Origin of the sequence: Brevibacillus sp. LEMMJ03, from assembly GCF_007197875.1 — a bacterium.
Lineage (GTDB): Bacteria > Bacillota > Bacilli > Brevibacillales > Brevibacillaceae > Brevibacillus > Brevibacillus thermoruber.
The window spans coordinates 81,643-106,726 of sequence record NZ_VKJN01000005.1; the positions used below are offsets into that span (position 1 = coordinate 81,643).

Here is a 25,084-nt window from a genome sequence, read left to right on the forward strand (position 1 = left end):
CTGTGAAGCGTGCGGGAATGGATGCGTACCTGTTACTTGACCACGATGTTGACCAGTTTGCCGGGGACGGCGATCACTTTCACGATCGTTTTGCCGCTGGTCAGTTCCTTGATCGTCTCGTTGCTGACGGCCAGTTCTTCCATCTGCTCTTTGGTCGCGTCGGCAGGGATGCGCAGCTTTTCCCTGTTTTTGCCGTTGATCTGCAGCACGATTTCCACTTCGTCTTCCACCAGCTTGGATTCATCGTACTCCGGCCACGGCTCGTACGCAATCGTATCGGTGTGGCCCAGTTTTTCCCACAGCTCTTCACCGATGTGCGGGCAGATGGGCGACAGCAGCTTGACGAACCCTTCCATGTATTTCTTCGGCAGCACTTCCGCCCGGTAGGCTTCGTTGACGAAGATCATCAACTGCGAAATGCCCGTGTTGAAGCGGAGCGCCTCGTAGTCTTCGGTCACCTTTTTCACGGTTTGATGGTACACGCGCTCCAGTGCGGCCGATTCGCAGTTCTCCTTGATTTTTTCGTTCAAGCGGCCGTTGTCGTCGACGAACAGGCGCCATACGCGGTCGAGGAAACGTCGCGCCCCGTCAAGCCCTTTGGTGGACCAGGCGATGGAGGCGTCCAGCGGCCCCATGAACATCTCGTACAGGCGGAGCGTGTCGGCGCCGTGGCTCTGCACGATCTCGTCCGGATTGACCACGTTTCCTTTGGACTTGCTCATCTTTTCGTTGTTCTCGCCGAGGATCATGCCCTGGTTGAACAGCTTCTGGAACGGTTCTTTCGTCGGCACGACGCCGATGTCGTACAGGAACTTGTGCCAGAAGCGGGCGTAGAGCAGGTGGAGCACGGCGTGTTCCGCCCCGCCGATGTAAATGTCAACGGGCAGCCATTCCTTCAGTTTTTCCGGGTCGGCCAACTGCTGGTCGTTGTGCGGATCGATATAGCGCAGGTAGTACCAGCAGCTTCCCGCCCATTGCGGCATCGTGTTGGTCTCGCGGCGTCCCTTCAGCCCCGTTTCCTTGTCGACGACGTTGACCCATTCCGTGATGTTGGCGAGCGGCGATTCGCCCGTGCCGGACGGCTTGATTTCCTTCGTCTTCGGCAGGACGACCGGGAGCTCCTCTTCCGGCACCACTTTCATCGTTCCGTCTTCCAGGTGGATGATCGGAATCGGCTCACCCCAGTAGCGCTGACGGCTGAACAGCCAATCGCGCAGGCGGTAGGACACTTTGCGCGCTCCCTTGCCGTGTTCCTCCAGCCACTCGATCATCTTGTTGATCGCCTGCTCCTTGTTCAGCCCGTTCAGGAAGCCGGAATTGACGTGCTCGCCGTCGCCGGTGTAGGCCGCTTTGGTCACGTCTCCGCCGACGATCACTTCCTTGATCGGCAGGCCGTACTTTTGGGCAAACTCGTAGTCGCGCTCATCGTGCGCCGGCACCGCCATGATGGAGCCCGTGCCGTAGCTGATCAGCACGTAGTCGGCGATCCAGATCGGCAGCCGCTCCCCGTTTACCGGATTGATCGCGTACGCGCCGGTAAACACCCCGGTTTTTTCCTTGGCCAGGTCGGTGCGCTCCAGATCGCTCTTCCGTTTGGTCTGCTCCAGGTACGCCTCCACCGCCTGCTGCTGTTCCGGCGTCGTGATGGTTTTCACCAGCTTGTGCTCCGGCGCGAGCACCACATAGGTGGCGCCAAACAGCGTATCCGGGCGGGTGGTAAAGACGGTGACGGTCGCGCCGTGACCCTCGATCCCGAAGACGACCTCCGCCCCTTCCGAGCGGCCGATCCAGTTGCGCTGCATCTCCTTGATGCTCTCCGGCCAATCCAGTTCTTCCAGGTCTTCCAGCAGGCGGTCGGCGTAGGCCGTGATTTTCAGCACCCACTGCTTCATCGGGCGGCGCTCAACCGGGTGGCCGCCGCGCTCGCTCTTCCCGTCAATGACTTCCTCGTTGGCCAGCACGGTTCCCAACGCGGGGCACCAGTTTACCGGCACTTCATCGATGTAGGCCAGCCCGTGTTCGTAGAGCTTCGTAAAGATCCACTGGGTCCATTTGTAGTAGTTGGGGTCGGTCGTGTTTACCTCGCGATCCCAGTCGTAGGAAAAGCCCAGGGATTTGATCTGCCGGCGGAAGTTGTCGATGTTGCGCTGCGTAAACTCCGCCGGATCGTTTCCGGTGTCGAGCGCGTACTGTTCGGCCGGCAGGCCAAAGGCGTCCCACCCCATCGGATGGAGCACGTTGTAGCCCTGCATCCGCTTCATCCGGGCCAGGATGTCGGTAGCCGTATAGCCCTCCGGATGGCCGACGTGCAGCCCCGCGCCGGACGGATACGGAAACATGTCGAGCGCGTAAAACTTCTTCTTGCTCTTGTCTTCCAGGGTTTTAAACGTTTTGTTCTTCTCCCAGTATTCCTGCCACTTTTTTTCGATCTCGTGATGATTGTAAACCATTGTGACGCACTCCCATCGTGAAAAGATAACGATAATAAGAAAACCTCCCGCCCCCGGCGCACGGCCGAAAGGGACGAGAGGATTCAGACGCTCCCGCGGTACCACCCTGATTGGCGAACGAATCGTTCACCCGCTTGATGTCCCTATCGCGGACGAGACGCTCCTCCTTACGCAGCCGGCGGAACCAGCCGGCCTTCGGGCGGAGTGCTTCGAGGCGAGTTCGGAAAGTCACGGGTTGACTCGCACCTGCCGTCAACTCTCTGATGCCGTGGTTGCCTTTCGTACTACTCCTCTTCAACGCATTCTCACGTTTGCGGTTGTATTCCGATTATAGTCAATCCGTACCAACCGTGTCAACGCTCGGGTCGACGGGCGGCGAAAAACAGCCGTTCGCTGGTTTCGTGCGGCGGAAGGCCGGTGAAATCGGCCGTGATCTCCACCTCGACAAACCCCGCGTCCGCCAGCCAGCGCATCATCTGAACCGGCTGGTACGCCCGCTGCCAGTGCTCCTCCTCCACCCGCTGGTACAGCCCGTCCGGCTGGCGCAGGAAAAAGGTGAGCTGGTGCTCCACCTCCAGCCGAATCGGGTCGCAGAAACATTGCCAAATGTACGAAACTTCGTCTTCGACCAGCGTAAACGTCTGATTGCCAAACACGTGGAGCATCTTGTAGGGGCTGTGAACGTCGAACAAGAACGTGCCGCCGGGATTCAGATGCTGATAGACACGGGCAAACGTCCGCTTGACGTCTTCCTCTTCCGTCAGATAGCTGAGCGAGTCGCACAGGGAAATGACGGCGTCGGCCGCGGGCAGATCCAGCTCCCGCATGTCCTGCTCCACCCAGGTGACCTGAACCTGCTCCCGCTTCATTTTATCGTAGGCCACCGCCAGCATTTCCGCCGAGAGGTCCACCCCCGTCACCCGGTAACCGCGCTTGGCGAGCGGAATGGCGATGCTGCCCGTTCCACAGCCAAGGTCGATCACCTGCCGGGGTTTTCCCCGTTTTTCCCAGACCCGCTCCAGCCAATCCAGCCATTGATCGTAGGGCGAATCGGCCATCAGCCTATCGTAGACGGCCGCCAAATGCGCGTACGCCATCGCCGTCAGCCCTGCTCTCCAAAGGAGACCGCCGGCGCGTCTCCCCAGAGCCGCTCCAGATTGTAAAACTCCCGTTCTTCGCGGTGGAACACGTGAATGACCACGTCTTCCAGGTCAACCAGCACCCAGCGTCCCTCGTCCGCCCCCTCGATGCCGCGGACGTTGTAGCCGTGTTTGTGCGCCTGATCGCGAATCTCGTTGACAATCGCCTGAACCTGGCGCTCGTTGTTGCCGTGGCAGATCACGAAATAGTCGGCGATCACGGACTGTTTGCTGATGTCCAGAACGATCAGGTTTTCCGCCTTTTTCTCTTCCGCAGCTTTTACCACCAGGCGTGCCAGGTCTTCCACCGTTTTAACCATCAAACTCCTCCTTGTGCATCCCTGCGGGATACGAGATCGTTGTATGCCAAGAGCGTCAACGGATACACCGTTTTCCGCCTGTCGATCAAATGCTGGATCGTGCCCCCAAGCGCGCACGCCAGCGCCTCGTCCAGATCCTGCTCGGCCAGGGCGCGAATCATCTCCACCCCGGGGAAATCCCGGTTCGGTTCTATATAGTCTGCCACACAGACCACCTTTTCTAACAGGCTCATCCCCGGACGGCCGGTCGTGTGGTAGCGGACGGCCTGCAGAATCTCCGGATCGGTCACGCCGAGCTCCGTCTGGATGACGATGGCACCGGCAAACGCGTGCCACAGCTCTTTTTCCCCCTCCAGAAGCTCGCGCGGCATGTCGTGGCGGACGAGAATGTCGCGCATTTGCTCCACCGGCCAGCACTTGCAGTAGTCGTGCAGGTAGCCGGCCTGCTCCGCCTTGTCCGGATCGGCGCCGAAGCGCTCCGCCAGCCGTCTCGCCGACTCCGCCACTCCCAGGGTGTGGCGGTACCGCTTGTCATGCATTTGGGCGCGCACCTTCGCGAGCAGCGCCTCCCGATCAATCGCTCCGTTCATATAACCCGTGCTCCTTTATATAACGCTCTACGACCGGCGGGACCAGGTAGCGGATGCTCCTGCCCGCGGCCGCTTTTTGCCGGATCAGCGAGGACGAGATGTCCCAGGCCGGCATCTCCACGAAGCTGACGTACGCTTCGTGCGCCCGACGGTCCAGCCGTGTCCCCGGCCGCGCCAGCCCGATAAACCGTACCAGCCGGATCAGCTCGGCAAAACGGTACCACTTGGGCAGGAGCTCCACCATGTCGGCCCCGACGATAAACGAAAAGCGGCAGTCCGGATACGCGGACACCAATTGGCGCATCGTGTCGTAGGTGTAGGACGGCCCCTCCCGCCGCAGTTCCACGTCGGTCACGCGAAACGCCGGATGGTCCGCGACAGCCAGTTCCACCATGCGCAGCCGGTGTTCCGCCGGCGTGATGCCCGATCTCGTCTTGTGCGGCGGTATCCGGGCCGGCATGAACCAGACTTCGTCCAGCCCCATCTGTTCCCGGGCCTGCTCCGCGGCGAGGAGATGGCCGCAGTGAATCGGGTCAAACGTGCCGCCCATGATGCCGATCTGCTTTTCCCGCTGTTCCATGGCTTACGGCAGCTCGATCGTCTTGTTTTCCCGGGACTCCTTGTAAAGCACGACGGTATGGCCGATGAGCTGCACCAGTTCGGCCTCCGCTCCCGCCGCCAGGGCTTCCGCCACCTCGTGTTTGTCATCCAGATTGTTCTGCAGGATGGACACCTTGATCAGTTCCCGCACTTCCAGCGCCTCTTTGATCTGCGTAATCATGTTGTCGTTGACGCCGCCTTTTCCCACCTGAAAAATCGGGGTGAGATGATGGGCCTGCGCCCGCAAAAAACGCTTCTGCTTGCCGGTGAGCATCGGCTTGCCTCCTTCTCTGACGTCTATCGTCATGAACTAGTCTTCGTAAGCTGCTGCAAAACAATGTCCCGCATCGTCTCGGCGGGCGCCGCCTGCCCCGTCCACAGTTCAAACGCGAGCGCTCCCTGGTTGACGAACATGCCCACGCCGGAATGGACGCGCGCACCGCACGCGCGCGCCTCTTTCAGCAGACGGGTCTCCAGCGGGTTGTAAATCAGATCGCTGACGATCAGACCGGGGTGCAGCCATTCCGCCTGCACCGGCATCTCGTCCACCTGCGGGTGCATGCCGATCGACGTGGTGTTGATCAGCAGCGTGGCGTCGGCAATCGCCGCTTTTCCGTCCGTCGGATCGATCACCGAGGTGGGCACGATCGTTCCCACGTGTTCCGCCAGGAGCGCCGCTCGTTCCCGCGAGCGGTTGATGATCCGGATCTCGCGAACGCCCTGTTCGGCCAGGGTGAAGGCGACGGCGCGGGCCGCTCCCCCGGCCCCCATCATGGTGACAACCTGCTCGCGCAAGTCAATCCCCGTCTCCTCCACCAGGGAACGGACGTAGCCCGTGCCGTCGGTGTTGTAGCCGATCAGGCGGCCGTCCCGGTTGACGACGGTGTTCACCGCGCCGATCCGCTGGGCCAGGGGATCGATCTCGTCCAGCATCGGCATGATCGCCACCTTGTGGGGAATGGTCACGTTGACCCCTTTGATCCCCAGCGCGCGAATGCCGGCCACCGCTTCCTCCAAGCGCTCCGGTTCCACATCAAAAGCGGCGTAGGCAAAATTCAGCCCCTTTTCGGAAAAGGCGGCGTTGTGCATCAGCGGCGATTGCGAATGCGAAACCGGATGGCCCAACAGGCCAACCAACTGTGTTTTGCTCGTGATCATGCGGATCTCCTTCCCCTCTGCTGCTCTTTCTGTAGCATATGACAGGGCAGGCGGCAGGCGAAAAACCGCCGCCGCTTCAAATCAGGCCTTTTCTCATCCCGACGCTGACGCCCTTGGGCGCGTGCACGACGACGTGCGCCTCGTGCTTGCCCCGCAGGCTGACCCAGCCCAATCCGGAAATGACGATGTCCGTCGCGCCCGCAGGCGGGATCTTGAACGTATGCTTGACAAAGGGGGGCAGCGCCTGGGCCGCCTCCGCTCCCGTGGGCGGAGCAAGCAGTTCCCCGTGGTGCTTGGCCATGACCTCGTCGGCATTCTCCAGCTTGGTGCGGTGAATGTACAGGTTGTTGGCCACGTAGACGACGAACGGCTGGTGCTGGCCGCGGACAAAATCGATGCGGGCCAGTCCTCCCAAAAACAGCGTCTGTCTGTCGTTCAACTGGTAGACCTTGGGGTTGATCCGCGCCGTGGGCGTAATCCTGCGCAGGTCCTGCGGCGACACCATGTGGCCGATCTGGTCGCGGTTGATGATCCCGGGCGTGTCGTAGATGGAGCGGCCGTCTTCCAGCGGAATTTCGATCTTGTCCAGCGTCGTGCCGGGGAACGGTGACGTGGTGATTTCCAAGTCGGCCGAACCGTAGTCGTGCAGAATGCGGTTGATCAAGGTCGACTTGCCGACGTTGGTGACCCCGACGATGTAGACGTCCCGCCCGCGCCGCAACTCGCCGATCCGCGCCAGGAGCTCGTCGATGTTGACGCCTTTTTGCGCGCTGACCAGGATGACGTCCGCCGGGCGCAGTCCGCGCTCTTTCGCCTCGTGCTGCATCCAGTTGCGGACGCGGTTCAGGTTGATGTTTTTGGGCAGCAAATCCACTTTGTTGCCGACCAGCAAAATGGGGTTCTTGCCGACAAAACGGGGCAGGCCCCTCAGCCACGACCCCTGGAAGTCGAAGATGTCGACCACCATCACCACGAGGCTGTCGGTCGCGCCGATGCCGTGCAGAATCCGCAAGAAGTCGTCGTCCTCCATGCTGACCGGCGCCACTTCATTGTAGTGCTTGATCCGGAAACAGCGCTGGCAGATGACGGTTTCCCGGGCGAGGGCCGACGCCGGCGCGTACCCCGGCCGTTTCGGGTCCTCCGTCTGAATGGCCACGCCGCAGCCTGCGCACGTCCCCGGCGTTTGTTCGTTCACGATTTTGTCTTCCACGTAATCATTCCTTTCCTGCGCATCAAGTATAACGCCACCCGTTCCATCCGGCGGTTGATCCGCGTCCAAAACCCGTCCGTCTCGGCAACGGGGACGACAAGAATGGTATGAAAACCGAGCCGGTTGCCTCCCAGCACGTCGGTAAACAACTGGTCGCCGATCACAACCGTCTCCGCGATCGTCACGTTCATGTCCCGGACCGCCTGCAAAAAGGCGCGGCGGGACGGCTTGCGCGCCGCGCAGATGAACCGGACCCCCAACGGGGCGCAGAAGCGGTCCACCCTGTCCTGATTGTTGTTGGACACGACCGTCACCTGGATGCCTGCCTCATTCAGCCGTTTCAGCCAGGCTTCTACCTCGGGGGTGGCGTGCGGCCTGTCCCACTCCACCAGGGTGTTGTCCAGGTCGGTAATGACCGCGCGTATGTGTCTTTTCCGCAGTTGATCTATGTCAATATGATGGATGGACTCCACAAACTGGTCCGGCATCAGCTTCTCCAGAAACACGGGGCACCTCCAACACGGCCTGACGAGAACCGCGATTTCGGCACCTACTATACCACACTCCGCCACCGGCTTGCAAAAGTTTCAATCCGCGTCCGAAAACAATCCGCGAGGCAGCGCGGCGTCACCGCCCGAGACGGAGAATTCCCGATTCCGCTTCCACCGCTTCCTCCATGCTCTTCCATGAAAACAGCGTCAACTGCTCGTACCGCTGTTCCGCCGGCGGCGCAAAGTTGGAGAAGCCGACGCCGACGAGGCGCACCCCCGGGGAGTAGTCGAACGCGTCCAGCAGCTCTTCCAGCAGTTCGGCCCAGTTTGCGCCGGGGGCGGCCTTGCGCTGTTTGGTCCTGAGGGTGAAGTCGGCGTATTTGATTTTCAGCGTCAGGGTTTGCGGGACGACTCCCTCCCGCCTCACATCCTGCTCCGCCTCCGCCAGCAGGGAAGCGGCCACGGGAGCGACCGCCTCGCGGTCGTGCAGGTCAAACGGCAGCGTCGTCTCGCGGCTCAGCGATTTGGGAGCCCGCTCCGTCACGATTTCCCGGTCGTCCACGCCCCGGGCCCGGTAGTACAGCGCCTGCCCGAACTTGCCGAACAACTGCACCACTTCGTCCAGGGAAAGCCGCCAAAAGTCTTCCACGGTGTGAATGCCCTTTCTCGTCAGCAGCTCCTGCGATTTTTTGCCCACTCCGTGCAGCGTCCCGACGGGCAGCGGCCGCAGCACCTCCAGCGCCTGATCCGGCCGGATGACGACAAAGGCGTCCGGCTTTTTCAAATCGCTGGCGATCTTGGCGAGGGACATGTTGTAGGAGAGGCCGACGCTGCAGGTCAACCCGGTTTCACTCTGAATCCGCCGCTTGATCTCCCGGGCGACGGGAACGGCGTTGTCGTAGCCGGAGACGTCCAGGTACGCCTCATCCAGTCCCACGGTTTGATAGCGATCCGTATAGGCGGCAAACACCTCGCGGATCTCCGCCGATTTTTCCGCGTAGCGCTCGTAGCGAACCGGCAGAAACACGCCGTGCGGACATTTTTTGCGGGCCAGCGCCATCGGCATCGCGGACCGCACCCCGTATTTTCGCGCTTCATAGCTGCAGGTGGACACCACGCCGCGGTTTCCCGTGCCGCCGACGATCACCGGCCGGCCGCGCAGTTCCGGGTGATCCAACTGTTCCACACTGGCAAAAAACGCGTCAATGTCCAGATGCAGGATCTTCTTCACGGGAGATACCACCAAACATACATTCTCATATCGCTATTATCGTCCTTTTTCCAGCCGGATGCAAGATACAGCCGCCTGCCGCGGACGGATGCCGCCGCCGTTTTGACGAAAAAACCGCCCTTCCCGAGAGAAGAGCGGTTTGCGTTTTTGTTTTTCTATCTTCCGCAATGCCTGCAGCGGCTGACGCCTTACCGGGCCAGCGCCTTCACCTGACGCGCCTTGTTGACGAACGCTTCCGCCAGCTTCAGCATCGTGTCGTCGTGCGCCCACATGCGCTCCGGATGCCACTGCACGCCCACGTGCAGCCCGTCGAGGCTTTCAATCGCCTCAATCACCCCGTCAGCGGCCACCCCTGTCACCTTGAACCCGGGGGCCACGTCTTTCACCGCCTGATGATGCGACGTATTGACGAGGATTTCCGTCTTGCCCAATGCTTCCGCCACAAACCCCGGCTGAAGCGTGACCTTGTGCGCTCCGTATTGGCGCGAACCTTTTTGCGCGTGTTGAAAGGCACCCGGCACCTGGCTCGGGATGTCCTGGATCAGCGTGCCGCCGCACGCCACGTTCAGGATCTGCATGCCGCGGCAGATGCCGAGAATCGGCTTCTTCAGCTCCAGAGCCAGTTTGATCACCGCCAGCTCCGCCAGGTCCCGTTCGTACTCCACTTCCCCCAGCCCCTGCAGCGGCTCTTCGCCGTACAGATGGGGGGCGGGATCGTCTCCGCCGGTGAGGATCAGGCCGTCCAGCGATTCCACCATCGCGCGGAACGGCGCGTCCGGGACCGTCATCAGCGGCAGGATGAACGGAATCCCGCCTGTGCGGGCCACCCCGTCCACATAGCCGGAACCCACGTAGAAGAACTGGTCGAGGTTGTTGTTGGGAAAGTACATTTTGGTACACGCTACGCCAATGATCGGACGCACGAGCGGTCACTCCTTGTTATTTCTTTTCGTTGGATGCGTATTTGAAGTCGATGAAGCCGAGCGGGTCGACCACGACGTCTTTTACCGTGTCCTGCTTCACCCACGCGTAGGTGAAGTAGTAAATCGGCATCGCCGGCATTTCGTCCATGACGATGGCGTCCGCCTTTTTCAGGATTTCGTTGCGCTTCGCCGGGTCTGCTTCTTTTGCCGACTGGTCCAGCAGGGCGAGGAATTCCTTGTTTTCCCACTTGGACGTGTTCAGCCCGCCCTTGAAGACCTCGAAGAAGTTGATCGGGTCGTTGAAGTCGCCAATCCAGCTTGCCCGGCCGATTTGGAAGTTGCCCGCCTTCATCTGCTCGCGGTGAACCTTGTTTTCCTTGTTGACCAGTTTGACTTCGATGCCGAACGCCTTTCTCCACTGGTCTTGAATGACGGTCGCGATGCGCTGGTTCACTTCCGTCGTGTTGTACGACAGCGTGATCTCCGGCAGTTTGGAGATGCCCAGTTCCTTCATCCCTTCCGCGAGCAGCTTTTTCGCGGTTTCCACGTCGCCGTCCTTGAAGTAGCCGTCCGGATTGAACGCCATCGTCGGCGGCAGGATGCCGAGCGCCGGCGTGCTCTTGTACGGCACGACATTCTCGGAGATTTCCTTGCGGTTAACCGCGTACGCGAAGGCTTGGCGGATCTTCTTGTTGGAGAACGGAGGCTGGGTCGTATTGAAAACGTACCAGTACGTACCGGCGGTCGCCTGGGTTTGCATTTTGCCCGAGTCCTTCAACGCATCCAGCGCGTCAAGCGGCAAGTCGCCCAGCGGCGAGCCCGCCCAATCCAGATCGCCTTTCTCGAACATGGACAGCTCGGTGTTGGCGTCTTCGATCATGTTGATCGTCAGCTTGGACAGCTTGACGGCATCCTTGTCCCAGTACGACTCGTTTTTCTCCAGTTCGATGACCGACTTGTGCTCCCACTTTTTCAGTACGAACGGACCGTTCCCCACGTACGTGTCGGGGCTGCCCGCCCAGTTTTTGTTGGCTTCCACCACTTTCTTGTTGACGGGGAAGTAGGTGACGGAGGCGACCAACTGCGGGAAAAACGGCGCCGGGTTTTCCAGCGTGACGACCAGCGTCTTGTCGTCCGTTGCCTTTACCCCCACGTCTTCCGCCTTGGCCTTGCCCGCATTGTACGCCTGCCCGTTTTTCAGATAGTAGAGCTGGTACGCGTAGCCCGATGCCGTTTCCGGGTTGAGCACCCGTTTCCAGGCGTATTCAAAGTCGTGAGCCGTGACCGGATCGCCGTTGGACCACTTGCTGTCGCGCAGATGGAACGTGTAGGTCAGTCCGTCCGGAGACACTTCGTACTTCTCGGCGACTGCTTCCTTGAGCTGGCCGTTTGCGTCGAGGCGCAGCAGACCGTCAAACGCCGCGCGGGCCACTGACATGGACGGAATGTCTTCCGCCAGTCCCGGGTCAATCGTGCTGGGGTCACCCGTATTCAGGTTAACGCGCAGTTCCTGCGCGGCTGCCTGCTGCCCCTGCGCGGCTGGCGTATCCGCAGGTTTGGCCGCGTCTTGCGGGCCATTCCCTCCACAGCCGGCAAAAGCGAGGCTGGACAGAAGAACAGCGCAAAGAGACAGTCTCTGAAGTGCTTTCATAAAATCCCCCTCGTGTAACTTTTTTTCTTGATTGTTCCAAGCATGATTAAATAATATTATCTTATGAAAATTTTGTCTATACCAATGTAAAACGCGAAAGGAGATGGCTGCGGTGCTGTCTGCCCTCGGACCTTCAATTGGAAAATTAATGGAAGAAACCGGCGGCCAATGGGGCATTTACCTGGAGGATGTGCGGACCGGGGAACGGCTCGGCTTTGCCGAACATCAGCGCTTCTACGCCGCCAGCCTGATCAAGGTGCCGATCATGACGGCGGTGTTTGCCGAAGCGTACGCCGGCAGACTGGCCCTGTCAGACAAGCTCCGGCTGCGGCGGGAGGATCAGGTGGGCGGAGACGGCGTGCTGCAGCACTTGACGCCGGGCACCGAACTGACCGTCTACGACGCCGTGACGCTGATGATCATTCAGAGCGACAACACGGCGACCAACATGCTGATCGACCTGGTCGGCACGGACGCCATCCGCGCCGCCATGAGCCGTACGGAGATGGTCAACAGTTCGTTTTACAACAAGCTGATGATTGTCCCGGCGGAGCCGGAGGGCTACAACGAAGTGACCGCCGCCGACATGGGCAGCCATTTCCGCTGTCTGGCGACGGGAAAAGCGATCTCGTACAACAGCTGCCTGCACATGATCAACATTCTCAAGCGGCAGCAGCACCGCGACCGGATCCCGTGCCGCCTGCCCAATCCGGAAGGCGATGTCATCGGCATGCTGCCCAAGTGGGAGCTGGCGAACAAGACCGGAACGGTGACCAACATCACGCATGACGCCGGCATCTTGTACGTGGGCGGGCACGCCGTTACCATCTGTACCCTGTCCAGGGACGTGGACGCCAAAGCGGCCGGCGAGATGATGGGACGGATCGGACGGATGGTGTACGACCTGTACGCGGGCCGCTCCTGACCAAAACCCGTGGTCAGCGGCAGCCCGGCACGAATCGCTCTCTTGCGGACGTGCCTTTGACTTGTGTTTGCTCTCAGGATACTCGAACCACCCAACCGCACAGGCAGGTGCCGCGCAGACAAAAACGGGCGTCCTCCCCCAACCGGGAAGGACGCCCTGATTTTGCGTGGCGTGTTTACTTTTCGAGAATCAGCTTGCTTGCCTCGTACGCGCTGGAGAAGGAGAGCTCGGAAAGCTGTCCCTGCCCTTCGCACCAGTCGCCGGCAAAGAAGAGATTGCGGTAGTCCGGCAGGAAGATCGGCATCGGCTTCTGGTTCATCGTCCACTTGATCTCCTGCACCACGGCGCGCGTCGAAACGCGCGGGACGACCAGCTCTTCGCGCCAGCCCGGGAAGTGCTTGTCGTACAGCTGTTCAATCTCCTGCTTGCGCTGTTCGACCGCTTCCTTGCTGCCCACTTCCGATTGGCGCAGGTAGGCTGTCGCCTGCAGCAGTTGGCCTCCCTCCGGCACGCAGGTGGTGTCGTAGTACGAGATGTCGGTGATGAAAATGTTGTTCTGCTTGTCGTACACATAGGTGTAGGGCACGTCGATCCGCTGTTTCAAGCCGACGTCGTACACCACCACGACCGTCGGCTCGTACGACGCGTACTGTTCGATGGCGTGCTCCAGCTTGGTATCCTTGAACACCTTTACCATTTCCTTGGGCGGAATGCAGCAGACGAACTCGTCGGCCGTATACTCCGCGTCCGGCGTAACGGCGGCGATCACGCGGTCGTTTTCCCAGCGGAACGCCTCCACTCTGGTCTTGGTGAGAATCGTGCCGTTGTTGGCCTCGATCACGCGGACAAACTCGTTGATCAGCGCCTGCCAGCCGCCGCCGATGTAGGCCACCGGTTTGTTGGTCGTAAACAGGCGGCGATAGTAGGTAAAGAACACGTCGGACGGGATTTTTTCCGGCTCCCGGGTAAAGAAGTTGGAAGACGCCAGCGTCAGCATCATTTCCCGCACGTCCTCGCTGACGTTTTTCTTCTCCATCCACTTTTGGATGGACAGGTGCGGATGGCCCGTCTCCATCTTCAGCATCGTTTTCAGGATTTCAAAGGTAAAGAGGACCTTGTCCAGCCCTTTCAACAGCTTGGTGCGGAACAGCCCCTGCACGTTGGCCGGAACGGCGGTCAGGTCGTCTCCCAGGTCGTATTTGGCTTTGTTGGGGTTGAAGTCCTGCCAGTCGATGTGGAGGCCCAACTCTTTTTCAAACGTTTTCAAAATGGACGTGTCGCGGCCGTAAATGGCGTGGGCGCCGAAGTTGAAATTGAAGCCCTTGAGCTTCAGCGTGACAGCTCGTCCGCCCAAGGAACCCCGTTCCAAGAGCGCCACTTTCTTGCCCTTGGACGAAAGATAGGCAGCAGCGGACAAACCGGCCAGTCCGCCGCCGACAATGACGACGTCATAGTGATTGGTGGTCATACAACAATCTCCCTTACGCACTCTCGAAGTTGATTCCTAATCCTCCATAGAATAAGGGATAGACAAGGTGGAAGTCAACTATCAATGAACTGTGTCTATTGTTATACTCGATATACCATTTATTGCCTTTTCTCACCAGTTTTTTACAAAACGCGCCATTTCTTCCGCCGCCGGGTGATATAATCGAAGAGATTCGTTTGGACAGGAGGAACGCACGTGAACATCGGGCCGAAAATCGGTGAAGGACATACCGCGGAGATCTTTTTCCGGGACAACCGTTTGGCGGTAAAGCTGTTTCGGCCGGGGATTCCGGTACAGCTTGCGGAGGCGGAATGGCTGGCGGCGCAGCACGTCACCCGGCTGGTGCTGCCCGCACCGGCCGCCCGCGCCAGGGAAGAGTGGCAGGGACGGCCGGCGATTGTCTACGATTACGTCACCGGCATCCCCCTGCTCACCCACATTCTCCGCTCTCCGTGGCGGCTGCGCCGGCACGCCAGGCAGCTTGCGGTCCTGCACCGGGACGTGCACACACACGGCGGAACCGGTCTCCCCCCGCAAAAAGCGGTGCTGGAGCATCAGATCAGAAGCGCCCCGCTGCTCACCGACAGGCAAAAAGCGGCGGTGCTTGCGCGGCTATCGCAACTGCCGGACGGCGCGGTCACCTGCCACGGGGATCTGCATCCCGACAACATTCTGCTGACTCCCGACGGCCCCGTTATCCTCGACTGGCTGACGGCCCACTGCGGCGACCCGCTGGCCGACGTGGCGCGCACGGTGCTGATGCTGCGCACGGGTTCGCTTCCCGGGGAGCTGCCCCGTCCGCTGCAGTCCCTGCTGCAGATCGTCCGCCGCCGCTTTTGCCGCTTCTACCTGCACGAGTACCTGCGCCTCGCGGACGGGACTGTCGAGCAGGTCACTGCCTGGGAGCTGCCCGTCGCGGCTGCCCGACTGGCCGAGCATGTGCCGGAGGCGGAAAAGCAGCAGCTTCTCCTGCGTGTCCGCACCCTGCTTCGTTGGGGGGCCGCCGATTAGGAGCCCTGCTCGTTTCGCCGTGTCATCTGCTGCCAGACGGTGCCGCTGGCCGCTTCTCCGCTTTCGATCCGCTCCAGCGCCATTTTGATTTGCAGGCGCACCTCGAATTCCGGTTCGTCCTGGGCCGCACGCAGCGCCTCCAGCGCAGACTCGTCGCCCACTTCGTAGAGGAAGCGGGCCGCCCGCCAGCGAACCAGCTTGTTGGGGTCTTTCAGCGCTTCCGCCATCGGTCCGATGGCACGCGGGTCCCCCAGGTCGGACAGGGTGTCCCCCGCTGTGCGCCGGACGGAGACGGATTCGTCCCGCAGCGCTTCAAACAGATAGGGCAGCACCGCGTCCCCGCCGACCATGCCCAGATAGACCACCGCCAGCCGGCGGATGGAGGCTTTGGGATCGCGCAGCGCCTTCACCAGCACCGGCAAATCCGCTTCGGTCGGCTCCAGCCGATCCAGGGCGGCATACCGCTTTTGCCAGTCGGGATCGTCCAGCATCTCCAGGGTGACGACTTTCTTCTCCCGCTGTTCCGGCTGCGGCGGCGCCTCGCCCGGCTCCTGCTGCATCGCCAGCTTCACCAGCTCGTCCACCCGCTCCTGCGGATACGCGGCGTCGATCTCCTGCGCCACCACCTCGCCGATCTCGCGCAGATCGCCGTAGCGGACGCCGTGTTCCACCCACTTGCGCTCCATGATCAGGTTGGGCGAAGCGGACCCCGCCTGGACGGCTGCCTTGCCGAACCGCTCCGGCAACGCGGCGCGAATCTGCTCCGTCCCCATCGTCACCTTCACCTGCATGGGAATGCCGCGGAACATCTGAATGTACACCTGCGCTTCCCCCCAGCCGGCTTCGCTCGCCTCTTCCGTCAGGGCCGGCAGCGCGGCCTCTCCGCCTGAGCCAAACGCTTCCCTGGCCTGCGTCAGAATCCGCTGCCAGTCGGCGTTCGACTTTCGCTCCAAGGCGAAAAAATCGGCCGTGTGGAAAATGGACGTCACACCCTCGATCGCCAGCAGTTTGCGGATCAGGTCCGGGAGGGACGCCGTCGTTTCTTTTGTATAGACGCGCTGCACACCGTCCGGCAAACGCTCGTCCACGTTCAGCTTCATCACGTTGGGACTGGGCGTCGGCTCGATGGACAACAGTTTCATATGGAATCACTCCTCCAGCCACAATCACTCCCTTTTATCGTAGCACGTCTGTCCCGGGCTTTCCATGTCAGCGGCCCGCGCAACTGCACTCGGCCTGCCGCGGCGTGCCGCTCCACGCGCCCTCTGCGGGACTGCCGACAGCCCGGGCGGCCTTTTCCCCTGTCCCCTCGCATCTACGCAGAAATCTTCCCGTATCGTACGCAACTTTGCGTCATTCCATTCGCTTGGCGGCCCAAACAAAAGGAGAACGATCCGTCCGGATGTTCTCCATCATTCATTGCCCGTCGTATGCAGCCCATTCTCTAGGTGATCGGAAGCTGATAGTAGTCGTTGGCCGACTTGACCGCAAAGCCGCACGATTCGTACAGGATGAGGGCCCGGGTGTTCTCGCAGGCCACTTCCAGCGCCACCCGCCCGTACCCCTGATCACGGAGCGTACGGATGGTCCGCGCCAGCGCCTGGCGGCCGTAACCGCGTCCCCGGTGGTCGGGATGGATGCAAAAGCCAAACACCACGGCCTGCTCCGCCTGCTTGACCACGCTGATTTTGCCGACAGCTTCCCCGCCAAGCATCACCAGATACGTCTCCCGATCGGAAGCAAGTTCGATCTTCGCCGTCATCTCCCGCGCGTGTTCTTCGTCCATGTGAAAGCCGAGGACGTTTAGGCGGACGAGCGTATCCCGATCCTCCCTCCCGGCCGGCTTCACTTCCACGGAAGAAACGGACGTCTGCTGCGGAACATCGCCCAGCTCCATCCAGTACTCGGAGAACCGGTAGGACGCCCCGATCGCCTCCATGAATGCCTTGCCGGACTGCGATTCCCGCTGCACGATAAACAGCAGCTGAGGGATCCCGCGACCCCTGCATTCCTCCTCCGCCCGCTCCTGAAGCTGCCGGAAAACGCCTTGGCGGCGGTAGGCCGGATGGACCATGCCGCTCACCTCCGCTTCCCCGGCATGAAAGCAATACAGCCCCAAATAGCCGATCAGGCGGCCGTCCGCGTAGCAGAGAAAATCGTCCGTGCAGTTTCCCGGCCGATGTTCCAGCATGTCCTCATTCAGTTTCAAATCGATCCCGTCATGCTGATTGCAAAGGGCGGCCAACTCCCTGATGTCGGACAGATCTTCCGGGGTCAGCGCCGCCTTGGCTATTATCGTATAGGGTGCCACTCCGTCTCCTCCTTTGCTGCGTCTCTTTTGCGCCAGGGACGCCCTCATGATAAAGACGCACTCTCACAAAAAATAGATGCGCTGAATCTCACGCACCACCTCTTCCAGATTGTTGGGCACCTGGGGGATGGCATAGCCGACATAGAGCGGCGAGGTGACAAAACGGGGCACCACCTTGACGACGATGCGCTCTTCCCAGCGGTAGAAAAACAGGTTGTAGCTCTGGCAGCGGCGATTGAAGCGGTTCAGGATCCAGTGCGCCAGAATCTGCACGTAATCGGCCATGCGCGGCAGACGGTCCATGTCGGAGAGGACCACGTTGCACTCGAAGAAACCGGCCCTTGGCAGCGTGGACAGATTGCACTCCACCCCCGCCTCCCGATCGATGACGATGCCTTCAAAATCGCTCGGTTTTACATGCTGCAGGTAATCGTAGGTCTCCAACCCGACAATCTGCATGTGCGGATGGCGCATGCTTCCTCCCGAGTACGGGCCGTGATTTTTGAAAAACAGGACGGAGCGAAACGAGCCGCTCCGTTCCATCTCCCGCCATTTTTCCACCCCAAACGAAAACAGGGCATGCAGATGCTCCCGGGGATAGACGGACAGTTCGGCGTCGCAGTCGTCGGTCTCGATCAGCACGGTCTGGAAGGCGTCCTTCAGCACGGGGTATTTGTTGCGCAGCCAAATCATTGGCCCGCGCCGCTCCAGCACGCCCTCCAGTTCGTCCGGGCTGCAGAACGGACAGGCCGCTTCCCGGTTGGTGACGTTCTCCGGCTTTTGCCGGCCGATGTGTATGTCAAATTGCAAATGCGTGTGCGGCATCCGCGTTTCCTCCCTCCACAAGCTGCGAACGTAACTACACCAACTTTACAATTGTAAGTGTAAGGGGTAGTATGTTTGGTAGCCATTCTCCCCCGCGGGGGAACGCTCAATCTTTCGCGGCATCCGAGACGAGACGGCATTCCGCGACAGGAGGTATGTTGATGATATCCGTCTACAAGGCGCAGTCCCGCTATACGACCGACCACGGATGGCTGAAGAGCAGCTTCAGCTTCTCCTTTGCCGAATACTACGACCCGGCCAACATGGGATTCGGCCCGCTGCGCGTGTTCAACGATGACGTCGTGCAGCCGTTGACCGGTTTTGGCCCACATCCGCACCGCGAAATGGAAATCGTCTCCATCGTCCTGAAAGGCGAGCTGGAGCACAAGGACAGCACGGGACGCCAGGAGGTGATCCGGCCCGGCGACGTACAGCGGATGAGCGCCGGCACGGGCATCATTCACTCGGAAATGAACCCGTCGGCGACGCAAGAAGTGAACTTTTTGCAGCTCTGGTTTGAACCGGCCGAATACGGCTTGGCTCCCTCCTACGAGCAAACGGCGTACGATCCCGAACAGATGGTCAATCGGCTGCTGCCGGTGGTCTCCCGGGAGGGCGGGGAGCAGATTGCCCGAATCCATCAGGACCTGACGCTGTACCTGTCCCGTCTCGAGCCGGGTGCCGCCCTCACGTTTGAACAGGAAGCGGGCCGCCGCATCTACCTGTTTGTGATCGAAGGCGATCTGGCCGTCAACGGCGAGACGGCACTGGCCAAGCGGGACGCAGCCCGCATCACCGACACGCCGAAGCTGTCGCTGACCAGTCCGTCGGGCGCGTTCTTCATGCTGATCGACCTGCCGTAAGCACGGCCGCTTCGATCCGTCAACCGCCTTTTCTCACACCGCCGCCTCCGCTCCTCGGACGGCGGCCTTTTTTTATCTCACGGCTTCGGCATAGTATGGTTACCAGCAATCCCCGGAAAGGTGTGTTGATGTCAGATGGAAAAATCGTTTTACTACCCGGTAAGCTGGCGTGACGCCCAGCGGTACAAGACGCTGCTGAACGCCAAGGGGATCCCCTACCGGATCCAGTCACCCGTGGACCTGCCTGTGCTGGAAGACGGCGAACTGGCCATCGTCTTTCCTTCCATCCCGCTCCGCCTCTACGCCTGGGTACGAACGCAGTTTGTCCGGGACGGGCTGCGGTATCCCGATTTTCCGTAAATCCTGCGCCCGTCTTGCGCCCCCGCCAAGCCATTGATCGGGAGATGGCAATCGTATATGATGGAATCACATCAGACGGAATTTTCAGGCAGTATGGCGGAGACATCCTTACAAGCCAACGGAAACAGGCGGGAATGATAGGTCTGGGAAGACAAATGCGAACAGAACGGACAAAACGTGTCCCGCCGCGAATTCCCGCACAGGACGGCCCAGCCGGAATGGGCGGCGGCGGTTCCCGGTTTCCTGCTGACACCGGAGAGCCGCCGGTTCGGTCAGCGAAAACCAAGAGGAAAGACGGTGAGAACGTGACGCAGGAACGGAACGAGGAATACGGAAGCATCGTGGACGTACCGGGCGTCAAGGTGGGACAGGCGCAGGACGAGGCGGCGCTGACGGGCTGTACGGTGTTGGTCATGGAAAACGGGGCCGTCTGCGGCGTCGATGTGCGCGGCTCTGCCCCCGGCACGCGGGAAACCGATCTGCTCCACCCGACCCACCTCGTCGAACAGGTGCACGCCATCTGCCTGTCGGGGGGCAGCGCGTACGGATTGGATGCGGCAAGCGGCGTGATGCGCTGGCTGGAAGAGCGGTGCATCGGGTTTGACGTCGGCGTGGGCGTCGTTCCCATCGTGCCCGCCGCCGTGCTGTTTGACCTGTCCGTCGGCAGCGCCAAGGTGCGGCCCGATCAGCAGATGGGGTACAGAGCGGCCCAGCAGGCGAGCACCCATCCGGTGAAGCAGGGCAACGTCGGGGCGGGAACCGGCGCGACGGTCGGGAAGCTGGCCGGCATGCGCCACGCGATGAAAGGCGGCCTCGGCTCCGCCTCCCGCCGCCTGCCGAACGGATTGGTCGTAGGGGCGATCGTCGCCGTCAACGCCGTCGGCGAAGTGCGCGATCCGGCGACCGGCAGGGTATTGGCCGGAGTGCGGGACGAGCACGGACAGATTCGCGACATCCTCTCCCTGATGATCGAACAGGGCTCTTTACCCGTCCGGCCCGGAACGAACACGACGATTGCCGTCGTGGCGAGCAACGCCAATTTCACAAAGGCCCAGGCCAACAAGGTGGCGCAGATGGCTCACAACGGCCTGGCCCGGACGATTTTCCCCATCCACACGATGCACGACGGCGACACCATCTTCGCGGCCGCCACCGGCGGAGTGGACGCCTCCGTCGATCTGGTGGGCACGCTGTCGGCGGAAGTGCTCGCCGAAGCGGTCGTCAACGCGATCCTCGCCGCCGAGACTGCGGGGGGAATCCCGGCCTATCGCGATCTGCGCCCCCAGGCCTGACGCCGGTGCAGCCCGCGCTGCCGCTTGGCAACCCTGTCGGGCCGTACGGCCAACGCCCTCCGGCTGGACGAACCGCCGCCGGAGGGCTTCTTTACGGGTCCCGAACAGGGGGCTTCCGCCGTCCCCGCAGGTTTCCGTTCACGAGCGGGTTCCCGTACTCATTCGACCTCCACCGTCCAGCCGTACGGGTCGGCAATCTCTCCGTACTGGATGCCGGTCAAGGTGTCATAGAGCTTCGCGGTCAGTTCTCCGATCCGTTCCTGATTGATGACCAGACTGTGATCATTCCAGCGCAGCTCTCCGATCGGGGAAACGACCGCCGCCGTCCCCGTGCCGAACGCTTCCTCCAGTTCGCCCTTGGTGTACGCGTCGTACAGCTCCTCCATCGACAGCTTCTCTTCGCGAACGGGAATGCCCCAATCGCGCAGAAGGTGGATGACGGAGTCCCTCGTAATTCCACCCAGGATGCTCCCGTTCAGGGCAGGCGTCCACACTTCCCCTTTGATTTTGAAAAACACGTTCATGCTGCCTACTTCCTCAATGTATTTGTTCTCGATGGCATCCAGCCACAGCACCTGTTCATAGCCTTTTGCATTCGCTTCTTCCTGTGCCTTCAGGCTGGCCGCGTAATTGCCGGATACCTTGGCAAAGCCGGTCCCTCCCCTGACGGCGCGGACGTAGCGGCTCTCCACATGGATCTTGACCGGCTTCATCCCCCCTGCATAGTAGGCGCCGACGGGTGAAAGGACGATCACCAGTTTGTACGACTCGGATGCCCGGACCCCCAAACAGGGCTCTGTGGCGAACATGAGCGGACGTATGTAGAGCGACGTTCCCCGTTCCTGCGGCACCCAGTCTTTTTCCAGGCTGATCAGGGTTCGCAAAGCCTCCAGGAACACCTCTTCGTCAATGGGCGGCATGCTGAGTCTGGCACCGGACAGGTTCAACCGCTGCGCGTTTTTTTCGGGCCGGAACAGCAGGATTCGATTGTCCCTGGTTCGATACGCTTTCAAGCCTTCGAATACGGCCTGCCCGTAGTGAAGCACCATGGCCGCCGGGTCGAGCGCGAGCGGCGCGTACGGAACGATTCTCGGATCGTGCCATCCTTTTTCCGCAGAGTAGTCCATGACAAACATATGGTCGGTAAAATACCGGCCAAACCCCAGACTGCCGCTGTCGGGCTTCTCTTTTTTGCGGTCGGTTTGCGTGACGGTGATCGGGTACGACATCTTCCATGCATCTCCCTTTTCTTCGATACGAATCGTTATTACTCGTAACTATAGCACAACCGCCCTAAAAATGAAAAACTATTCAGAACATTAATATGGCGGTCATGCAGATGCGACTGCGTTCGATACGCGAATCGCAGCCGTACTGTCGTTCCGCAAAAAAGGAGACCTCCCTTGAGCCAAAGAAGCCGGGAGGTCTCCTGCAAAAAGAACGAAACCTGCGCCTGAGCGGCAGACTACTTGCTGCGCTCAATCTCCTCGATCAGCGCGGACAGCTCCGCCCAGCGATCAATCGCTGCCTCCAGCTCCGCTGACACCTGCTGTTCTTCCGCAAACAGCTTTTCCACCTTGGCGTAATCGCTGCCCGCTTCGGCAATCGCTTGTTTCAACGCCGCGCTCCGCTCCTCCAGCGCCGCGATCCGGGACTCGATCTCCTCCCACTCTTTCTGCTCCTTGTAGGAAAGCCTGCGAGGACGGTTGGTTCCCCTAGCCGCTCCGCTTCGGTCTCGGGAGTCGGACGCCGGTACGGACTGCGCCTTGTCCGCGTGCCGTTTGGACAGGGCTTCCGCTTCCTGTTCCTGGCGTCTTGTGTCCAGGTACTCCGAGTAATTGCCCATGAAGTGGCGAATCTTCCCGTCCCCTTCAAAGGCAAACAGGTGGTCAACGGTCCGATCCAGGAAGTAGCGGTCGTGGGACACCGTAATCACCGTGCCGGGGAAGTGTTCCAAATAGTCTTCCAGGATGCTCAGCGTCTGAATGTCCAGATCGTTCGTCGGCTCGTCCAGGAAAAGGACGTTGGGTTCGCCCATCAGCGTGCGCAGCAGGTAGAGACGCCGTTTTTCCCCGCCCGACAGCCGGGAGATGGGCGTCCACTGCAGGTGAGGCGGAAACAAAAAACGCTCCAGCATCTGGGACGCGGTGATCGTCTGGCCGTCGCTGGTGTGAATCACTTCGGCCGCTTCCTTGACGTATTCGATCACCCGCAGGCTTTCGTCCATCTCCACGCTCTCCTGCGTGTAGTAGGCAAGTTTGACCGTCTGCCCCACCTCGATGGTTCCCGTGTCCGGCTGGATTTGGCCCGCGAGCATGTTCAACAGGGTCGATTTGCCGCTGCCGTTGGGGCCGATGATGCCGACGCGATCCCCGGGCAGGACGATGTAGCTGAAATCGTCAATCAGCTTGCGATCCCCGTACCCTTTGCTGATGTGCTGGATCTCCATGACGGTTTTGCCCAATCGGCTGGCCCGCAGCGACATCTCGATCGTTTCCGCCGGTCCGTCCACTTTTCGGTCGCGCAGTTCCTCCACCCGTTGGACGCGGGCCTTCTGTTTGGTCGTCCGCGCTTTTGCGCCCCGGCGCAGCCAGGCCAGCTCCCGCCTCAGCAGGTTCTGCCGTTTGCTTTCCGCAGCCGCTTCGCGCTCTTCCCGTTCCGCCTTCTTTTCCAAAAAGACGGCGTAGCTGCCCTCATAGCTGTACAGCTTGCCGCGGTCCAGCTCGAAAATGCGGGTGGTGACGCGGTCGAGAAAATAGCGGTCGTGCGTGACGAACAAGAGCGCCCCTTTGTAGCGGGAGAGGTACTCTTCCAGCCACTCCACCGTTTCGTTGTCCAGGTGGTTGGTCGGCTCATCCAGGATGAGCAGGTCTGCCGGTTGAATCAGGGCGCGGGCCAGCGCCACCCGTTTGCGCTGCCCGCCGGACAGCTCGTGCACCTGTTGGGAAAAATCGTGGATCCCCAACTGCGTCAAAATCGTTTTGGCCTGGGTATTGGCCTCCCAGGCATCGGCCGCGTCCATCCTGCTCTGCAGCGAAAACATCCGCGCCTGTTTCCTCTCGTCATGCGGGTCGGTCTGCAGGTCAGCCACGGCCTGCTCGTACTCGCGCAGCAGTTGGATGAGCGGCGAGTCGCCGTAAAACACCTGTTCCAGAACGGTGGAGTTTTCCGCGAAAACCGGATGCTGCGGCAAATACTCCACGCGAAAGCGGTTGGCGTGAACGATGCTGCCGCTGTCTGCCGTCTCCTGTCCGGCCAGGATTTTCAACAGCGTGGATTTGCCCGTACCGTTGACGCCGATCAGCCCGATCCGCTGCTGTTCGGCGATATGAAAGGAGATGTCGTCAAACAGGACTTTCTCCCCGTAGCTCTTGGAGAGATGTTCGACCGATAAGATGTGCATTGTCGTCACCCAAACTTGTGGAAATATGGTTCAACCCGTTTTCATGAAGATAGCAAAAAACCAGGGGACTTCTCCCCTGGCACCCGTTTTTTCCCGATGGGGCTTGTGACAGGATCCGTACCTGCGATCGATTGCTGACAGCTCATTGGCTCTACAACATGTCACGAAAGGGGAAATCCTCGCCGTTTCATCGTAGCAAAACACGGCTTCTTTCGTCAAAGGGGGCGGCCGATCCCGCGCAGACGGTTGCGCCAAGCGAAGGCCATTCGACGCGGAACAGACCGCCGTCCCTGAGCGTTCCGGGGATTACTGCAGGGAAAACAGCAGTTTTCTGCCTTCCTTCGAAACCCGAACGCGATCAGTATGCTTCAATGCCTTTTGAATAATTATGTATGGACTTGGCCAATCGACGCCCTTCTTCTGTTGCAGTTCGTCGTACAGCTCTGCCAGCGTCAGCGGCGCCGCCGCTTCCTCCAGAATCGCTTCAACCTCCCTGGCGATGCCCGGATAATCGTGGTGCTGATACGCCTTTCTGGGCTTCCCCACCTGCTTGTCCAACACATCTTTTGGAAGCGCCTGCCAGCTCACAGGGTCCTCTTCCCGCCCTGCGGTATCGACAGGAACGCCATACTGCTCGTCCAGCTCACGGATTCGGTGCAAAAGCTGCTTGATCTCGTGCCCCAATTCTTTGTCACGATCAACGTACTCGCGTCTCAAGGATACCCGCAGTTCCAGCAATGACTGCAGGGTCATCTGTAACGCCTTCCGTTCATGAAACGCTGCAGACATATTCTCCTCCTCTGTTTTCGTTTGTAACCATCATAAACCATTTCCTGGATGGC

General features: G+C 60.6%; 24 protein-coding genes and 1 other annotated feature. Of the genes, 5 read left to right on the forward strand and 19 right to left on the reverse strand.

Annotation, left to right across the window (positions count from 1 at the left end):
- Positions 1-32 precede the first annotated feature (32 nt).
- From leuS to FOI68_RS08470, 12 genes are all read right to left on the reverse strand, one after another.
- Complete coding sequence (leuS, locus tag FOI68_RS08415; protein WP_143862853.1) at positions 33-2,450, reverse strand: leucine--tRNA ligase; 2,418 nt, start codon at positions 2,448-2,450, stop codon at positions 33-35.
- 66 nt (positions 2,451-2,516) lie between these two features.
- Positions 2,517-2,757 (reverse strand) — a binding site (T-box leader).
- Between the two features lie 46 nt (positions 2,758-2,803).
- Complete coding sequence (locus FOI68_RS08420; protein ID WP_143862854.1) at positions 2,804-3,547, reverse strand: class I SAM-dependent DNA methyltransferase; 744 nt, start codon at positions 3,545-3,547, stop codon at positions 2,804-2,806.
- 5 nt (positions 3,548-3,552) lie between these two features.
- Positions 3,553-3,909, reverse strand: a complete 357-nt coding sequence (gene rsfS, locus FOI68_RS08425) for a ribosome silencing factor (protein WP_029097350.1) — start codon at positions 3,907-3,909, stop codon at positions 3,553-3,555.
- A complete protein-coding gene (gene yqeK, locus FOI68_RS08430) occupies positions 3,909-4,499 on the reverse strand; it encodes a bis(5'-nucleosyl)-tetraphosphatase (symmetrical) YqeK (RefSeq protein WP_143862855.1) in 591 nt (196 codons plus the stop codon). Before yqeK ends, rsfS begins: the two co-directional genes overlap by 1 nt.
- Positions 4,483-5,079 (reverse strand): nicotinate-nucleotide adenylyltransferase, encoded by a 597-nt coding sequence (locus FOI68_RS08435; RefSeq protein WP_143862856.1) that lies wholly within the window; start codon positions 5,077-5,079, stop codon positions 4,483-4,485. The genes yqeK and FOI68_RS08435 overlap by 17 nt, the downstream gene beginning before the upstream one ends.
- 3 nt (positions 5,080-5,082) lie before the next feature.
- Positions 5,083-5,373 carry a ribosome assembly RNA-binding protein YhbY gene (yhbY, locus tag FOI68_RS08440; protein ID WP_143862942.1) on the reverse strand — a complete coding sequence of 97 codons (291 nt, stop codon included), beginning with the start codon at positions 5,371-5,373 and terminating at the stop codon, positions 5,083-5,085.
- A gap of 29 nt (positions 5,374-5,402) precedes the next feature.
- A complete protein-coding gene (locus tag FOI68_RS08445; RefSeq protein WP_035300136.1) occupies positions 5,403-6,257 on the reverse strand; it encodes a shikimate dehydrogenase in 855 nt (284 codons plus the stop codon).
- 76 nt (positions 6,258-6,333) lie between these two features.
- Positions 6,334-7,452 (reverse strand): ribosome biogenesis GTPase YqeH, encoded by a 1,119-nt coding sequence (yqeH, locus tag FOI68_RS08450; protein ID WP_029097355.1) that lies wholly within the window; start codon positions 7,450-7,452, stop codon positions 6,334-6,336.
- Positions 7,449-7,973, reverse strand: coding sequence for a YqeG family HAD IIIA-type phosphatase (locus tag FOI68_RS08455; protein ID WP_143862857.1), 525 nt, complete (start codon positions 7,971-7,973; stop codon positions 7,449-7,451). The genes yqeH and FOI68_RS08455 overlap by 4 nt, the downstream gene beginning before the upstream one ends.
- A 121-nt stretch (positions 7,974-8,094) precedes the next feature.
- Positions 8,095-9,189, reverse strand: a complete 1,095-nt coding sequence (locus FOI68_RS08460) for a DNA polymerase IV (protein WP_143862858.1) — start codon at positions 9,187-9,189, stop codon at positions 8,095-8,097.
- A gap of 188 nt (positions 9,190-9,377) precedes the next feature.
- Entirely contained in the window at positions 9,378-10,112 is a 735-nt protein-coding gene (locus FOI68_RS08465) for a gamma-glutamyl-gamma-aminobutyrate hydrolase family protein (protein WP_029097357.1), read from the reverse strand.
- Positions 10,113-10,128: 16 nt separating this feature from the next.
- Entirely contained in the window at positions 10,129-11,763 is a 1,635-nt protein-coding gene (locus FOI68_RS08470) for a peptide ABC transporter substrate-binding protein (protein ID WP_029097358.1), read from the reverse strand.
- Between the two features lie 103 nt (positions 11,764-11,866).
- Here FOI68_RS08470 and FOI68_RS08475 point away from each other — a divergent pair, with 103 nt between their 5' ends.
- Positions 11,867-12,688 (forward strand): serine hydrolase, encoded by an 822-nt coding sequence (locus tag FOI68_RS08475; protein WP_255433408.1) that lies wholly within the window; start codon positions 11,867-11,869, stop codon positions 12,686-12,688.
- A gap of 175 nt (positions 12,689-12,863) precedes the next feature.
- On the opposite strand, the gene FOI68_RS08480 is transcribed toward FOI68_RS08475, so the two are convergent.
- The gene (locus FOI68_RS08480; protein WP_035300137.1) at positions 12,864-14,156 is read right to left on the reverse strand and encodes a phytoene desaturase family protein; all 1,293 of its coding nucleotides are present in this window, start codon (positions 14,154-14,156) and stop codon (positions 12,864-12,866) included.
- Positions 14,157-14,372: 216 nt separating this feature from the next.
- Here FOI68_RS08480 and FOI68_RS08485 point away from each other — a divergent pair, with 216 nt between their 5' ends.
- Entirely contained in the window at positions 14,373-15,188 is an 816-nt protein-coding gene (locus FOI68_RS08485; RefSeq protein ID WP_143862860.1) for a phosphotransferase family protein, read from the forward strand.
- Here FOI68_RS08485 and FOI68_RS08490 read toward each other — a convergent pair.
- The 3 genes from FOI68_RS08490 to FOI68_RS08500 all read right to left on the reverse strand — a co-directional run bounded on the left by FOI68_RS08490 (position 15,185) and on the right by FOI68_RS08500 (position 18,324).
- Positions 15,185-16,330: a virulence factor gene (locus tag FOI68_RS08490; RefSeq protein ID WP_029097362.1), complete on the reverse strand. Its 1,146-nt coding sequence runs from the start codon at positions 16,328-16,330 to the stop codon at positions 15,185-15,187. The two genes, FOI68_RS08485 and FOI68_RS08490, sit on opposite strands and share 4 nt — an antisense overlap.
- A 302-nt stretch (positions 16,331-16,632) precedes the next feature.
- On the reverse strand, positions 16,633-17,499 hold the full coding sequence (locus FOI68_RS08495; RefSeq protein ID WP_255433409.1) for a GNAT family N-acetyltransferase: 867 nt from the start codon (positions 17,497-17,499) through the stop codon (positions 16,633-16,635).
- A 63-nt stretch (positions 17,500-17,562) separates the two neighbouring features.
- Entirely contained in the window at positions 17,563-18,324 is a 762-nt protein-coding gene (locus FOI68_RS08500; RefSeq protein ID WP_029097364.1) for a DUF4931 domain-containing protein, read from the reverse strand.
- 161 nt (positions 18,325-18,485) lie between these two features.
- Here FOI68_RS08500 and FOI68_RS08505 point away from each other — a divergent pair, with 161 nt between their 5' ends.
- From FOI68_RS08505 to FOI68_RS08515, 3 genes are all read left to right on the forward strand, one after another.
- Positions 18,486-19,187, forward strand: a complete 702-nt coding sequence (locus FOI68_RS08505; protein ID WP_044897586.1) for a pirin family protein — start codon at positions 18,486-18,488, stop codon at positions 19,185-19,187.
- Positions 19,188-19,322: 135 nt separating this feature from the next.
- Positions 19,323-19,547, forward strand: coding sequence for a hypothetical protein (locus tag FOI68_RS08510; protein WP_029097366.1), 225 nt, complete (start codon positions 19,323-19,325; stop codon positions 19,545-19,547).
- A 305-nt stretch (positions 19,548-19,852) separates the two neighbouring features.
- Positions 19,853-20,839 carry a P1 family peptidase gene (locus tag FOI68_RS08515; protein ID WP_044897605.1) on the forward strand — a complete coding sequence of 329 codons (987 nt, stop codon included), beginning with the start codon at positions 19,853-19,855 and terminating at the stop codon, positions 20,837-20,839.
- 158 nt (positions 20,840-20,997) lie between these two features.
- Here the strand turns inward: FOI68_RS08515 and FOI68_RS08520 are convergent, their stop codons facing one another.
- The 3 genes from FOI68_RS08520 to FOI68_RS08530 all read right to left on the reverse strand — a co-directional run bounded on the left by FOI68_RS08520 (position 20,998) and on the right by FOI68_RS08530 (position 25,031).
- Positions 20,998-22,068, reverse strand: a complete 1,071-nt coding sequence (locus tag FOI68_RS08520) for a branched-chain amino acid aminotransferase (protein ID WP_029097368.1) — start codon at positions 22,066-22,068, stop codon at positions 20,998-21,000.
- 236 nt (positions 22,069-22,304) lie between these two features.
- Positions 22,305-24,242 carry an ABC-F family ATP-binding cassette domain-containing protein gene (locus FOI68_RS08525; RefSeq protein ID WP_143862862.1) on the reverse strand — a complete coding sequence of 646 codons (1,938 nt, stop codon included), beginning with the start codon at positions 24,240-24,242 and terminating at the stop codon, positions 22,305-22,307.
- A 306-nt stretch (positions 24,243-24,548) separates the two neighbouring features.
- Positions 24,549-25,031 carry a hypothetical protein gene (locus tag FOI68_RS08530; protein WP_029097370.1) on the reverse strand — a complete coding sequence of 161 codons (483 nt, stop codon included), beginning with the start codon at positions 25,029-25,031 and terminating at the stop codon, positions 24,549-24,551.
- Positions 25,032-25,084 lie beyond the last annotated feature (53 nt).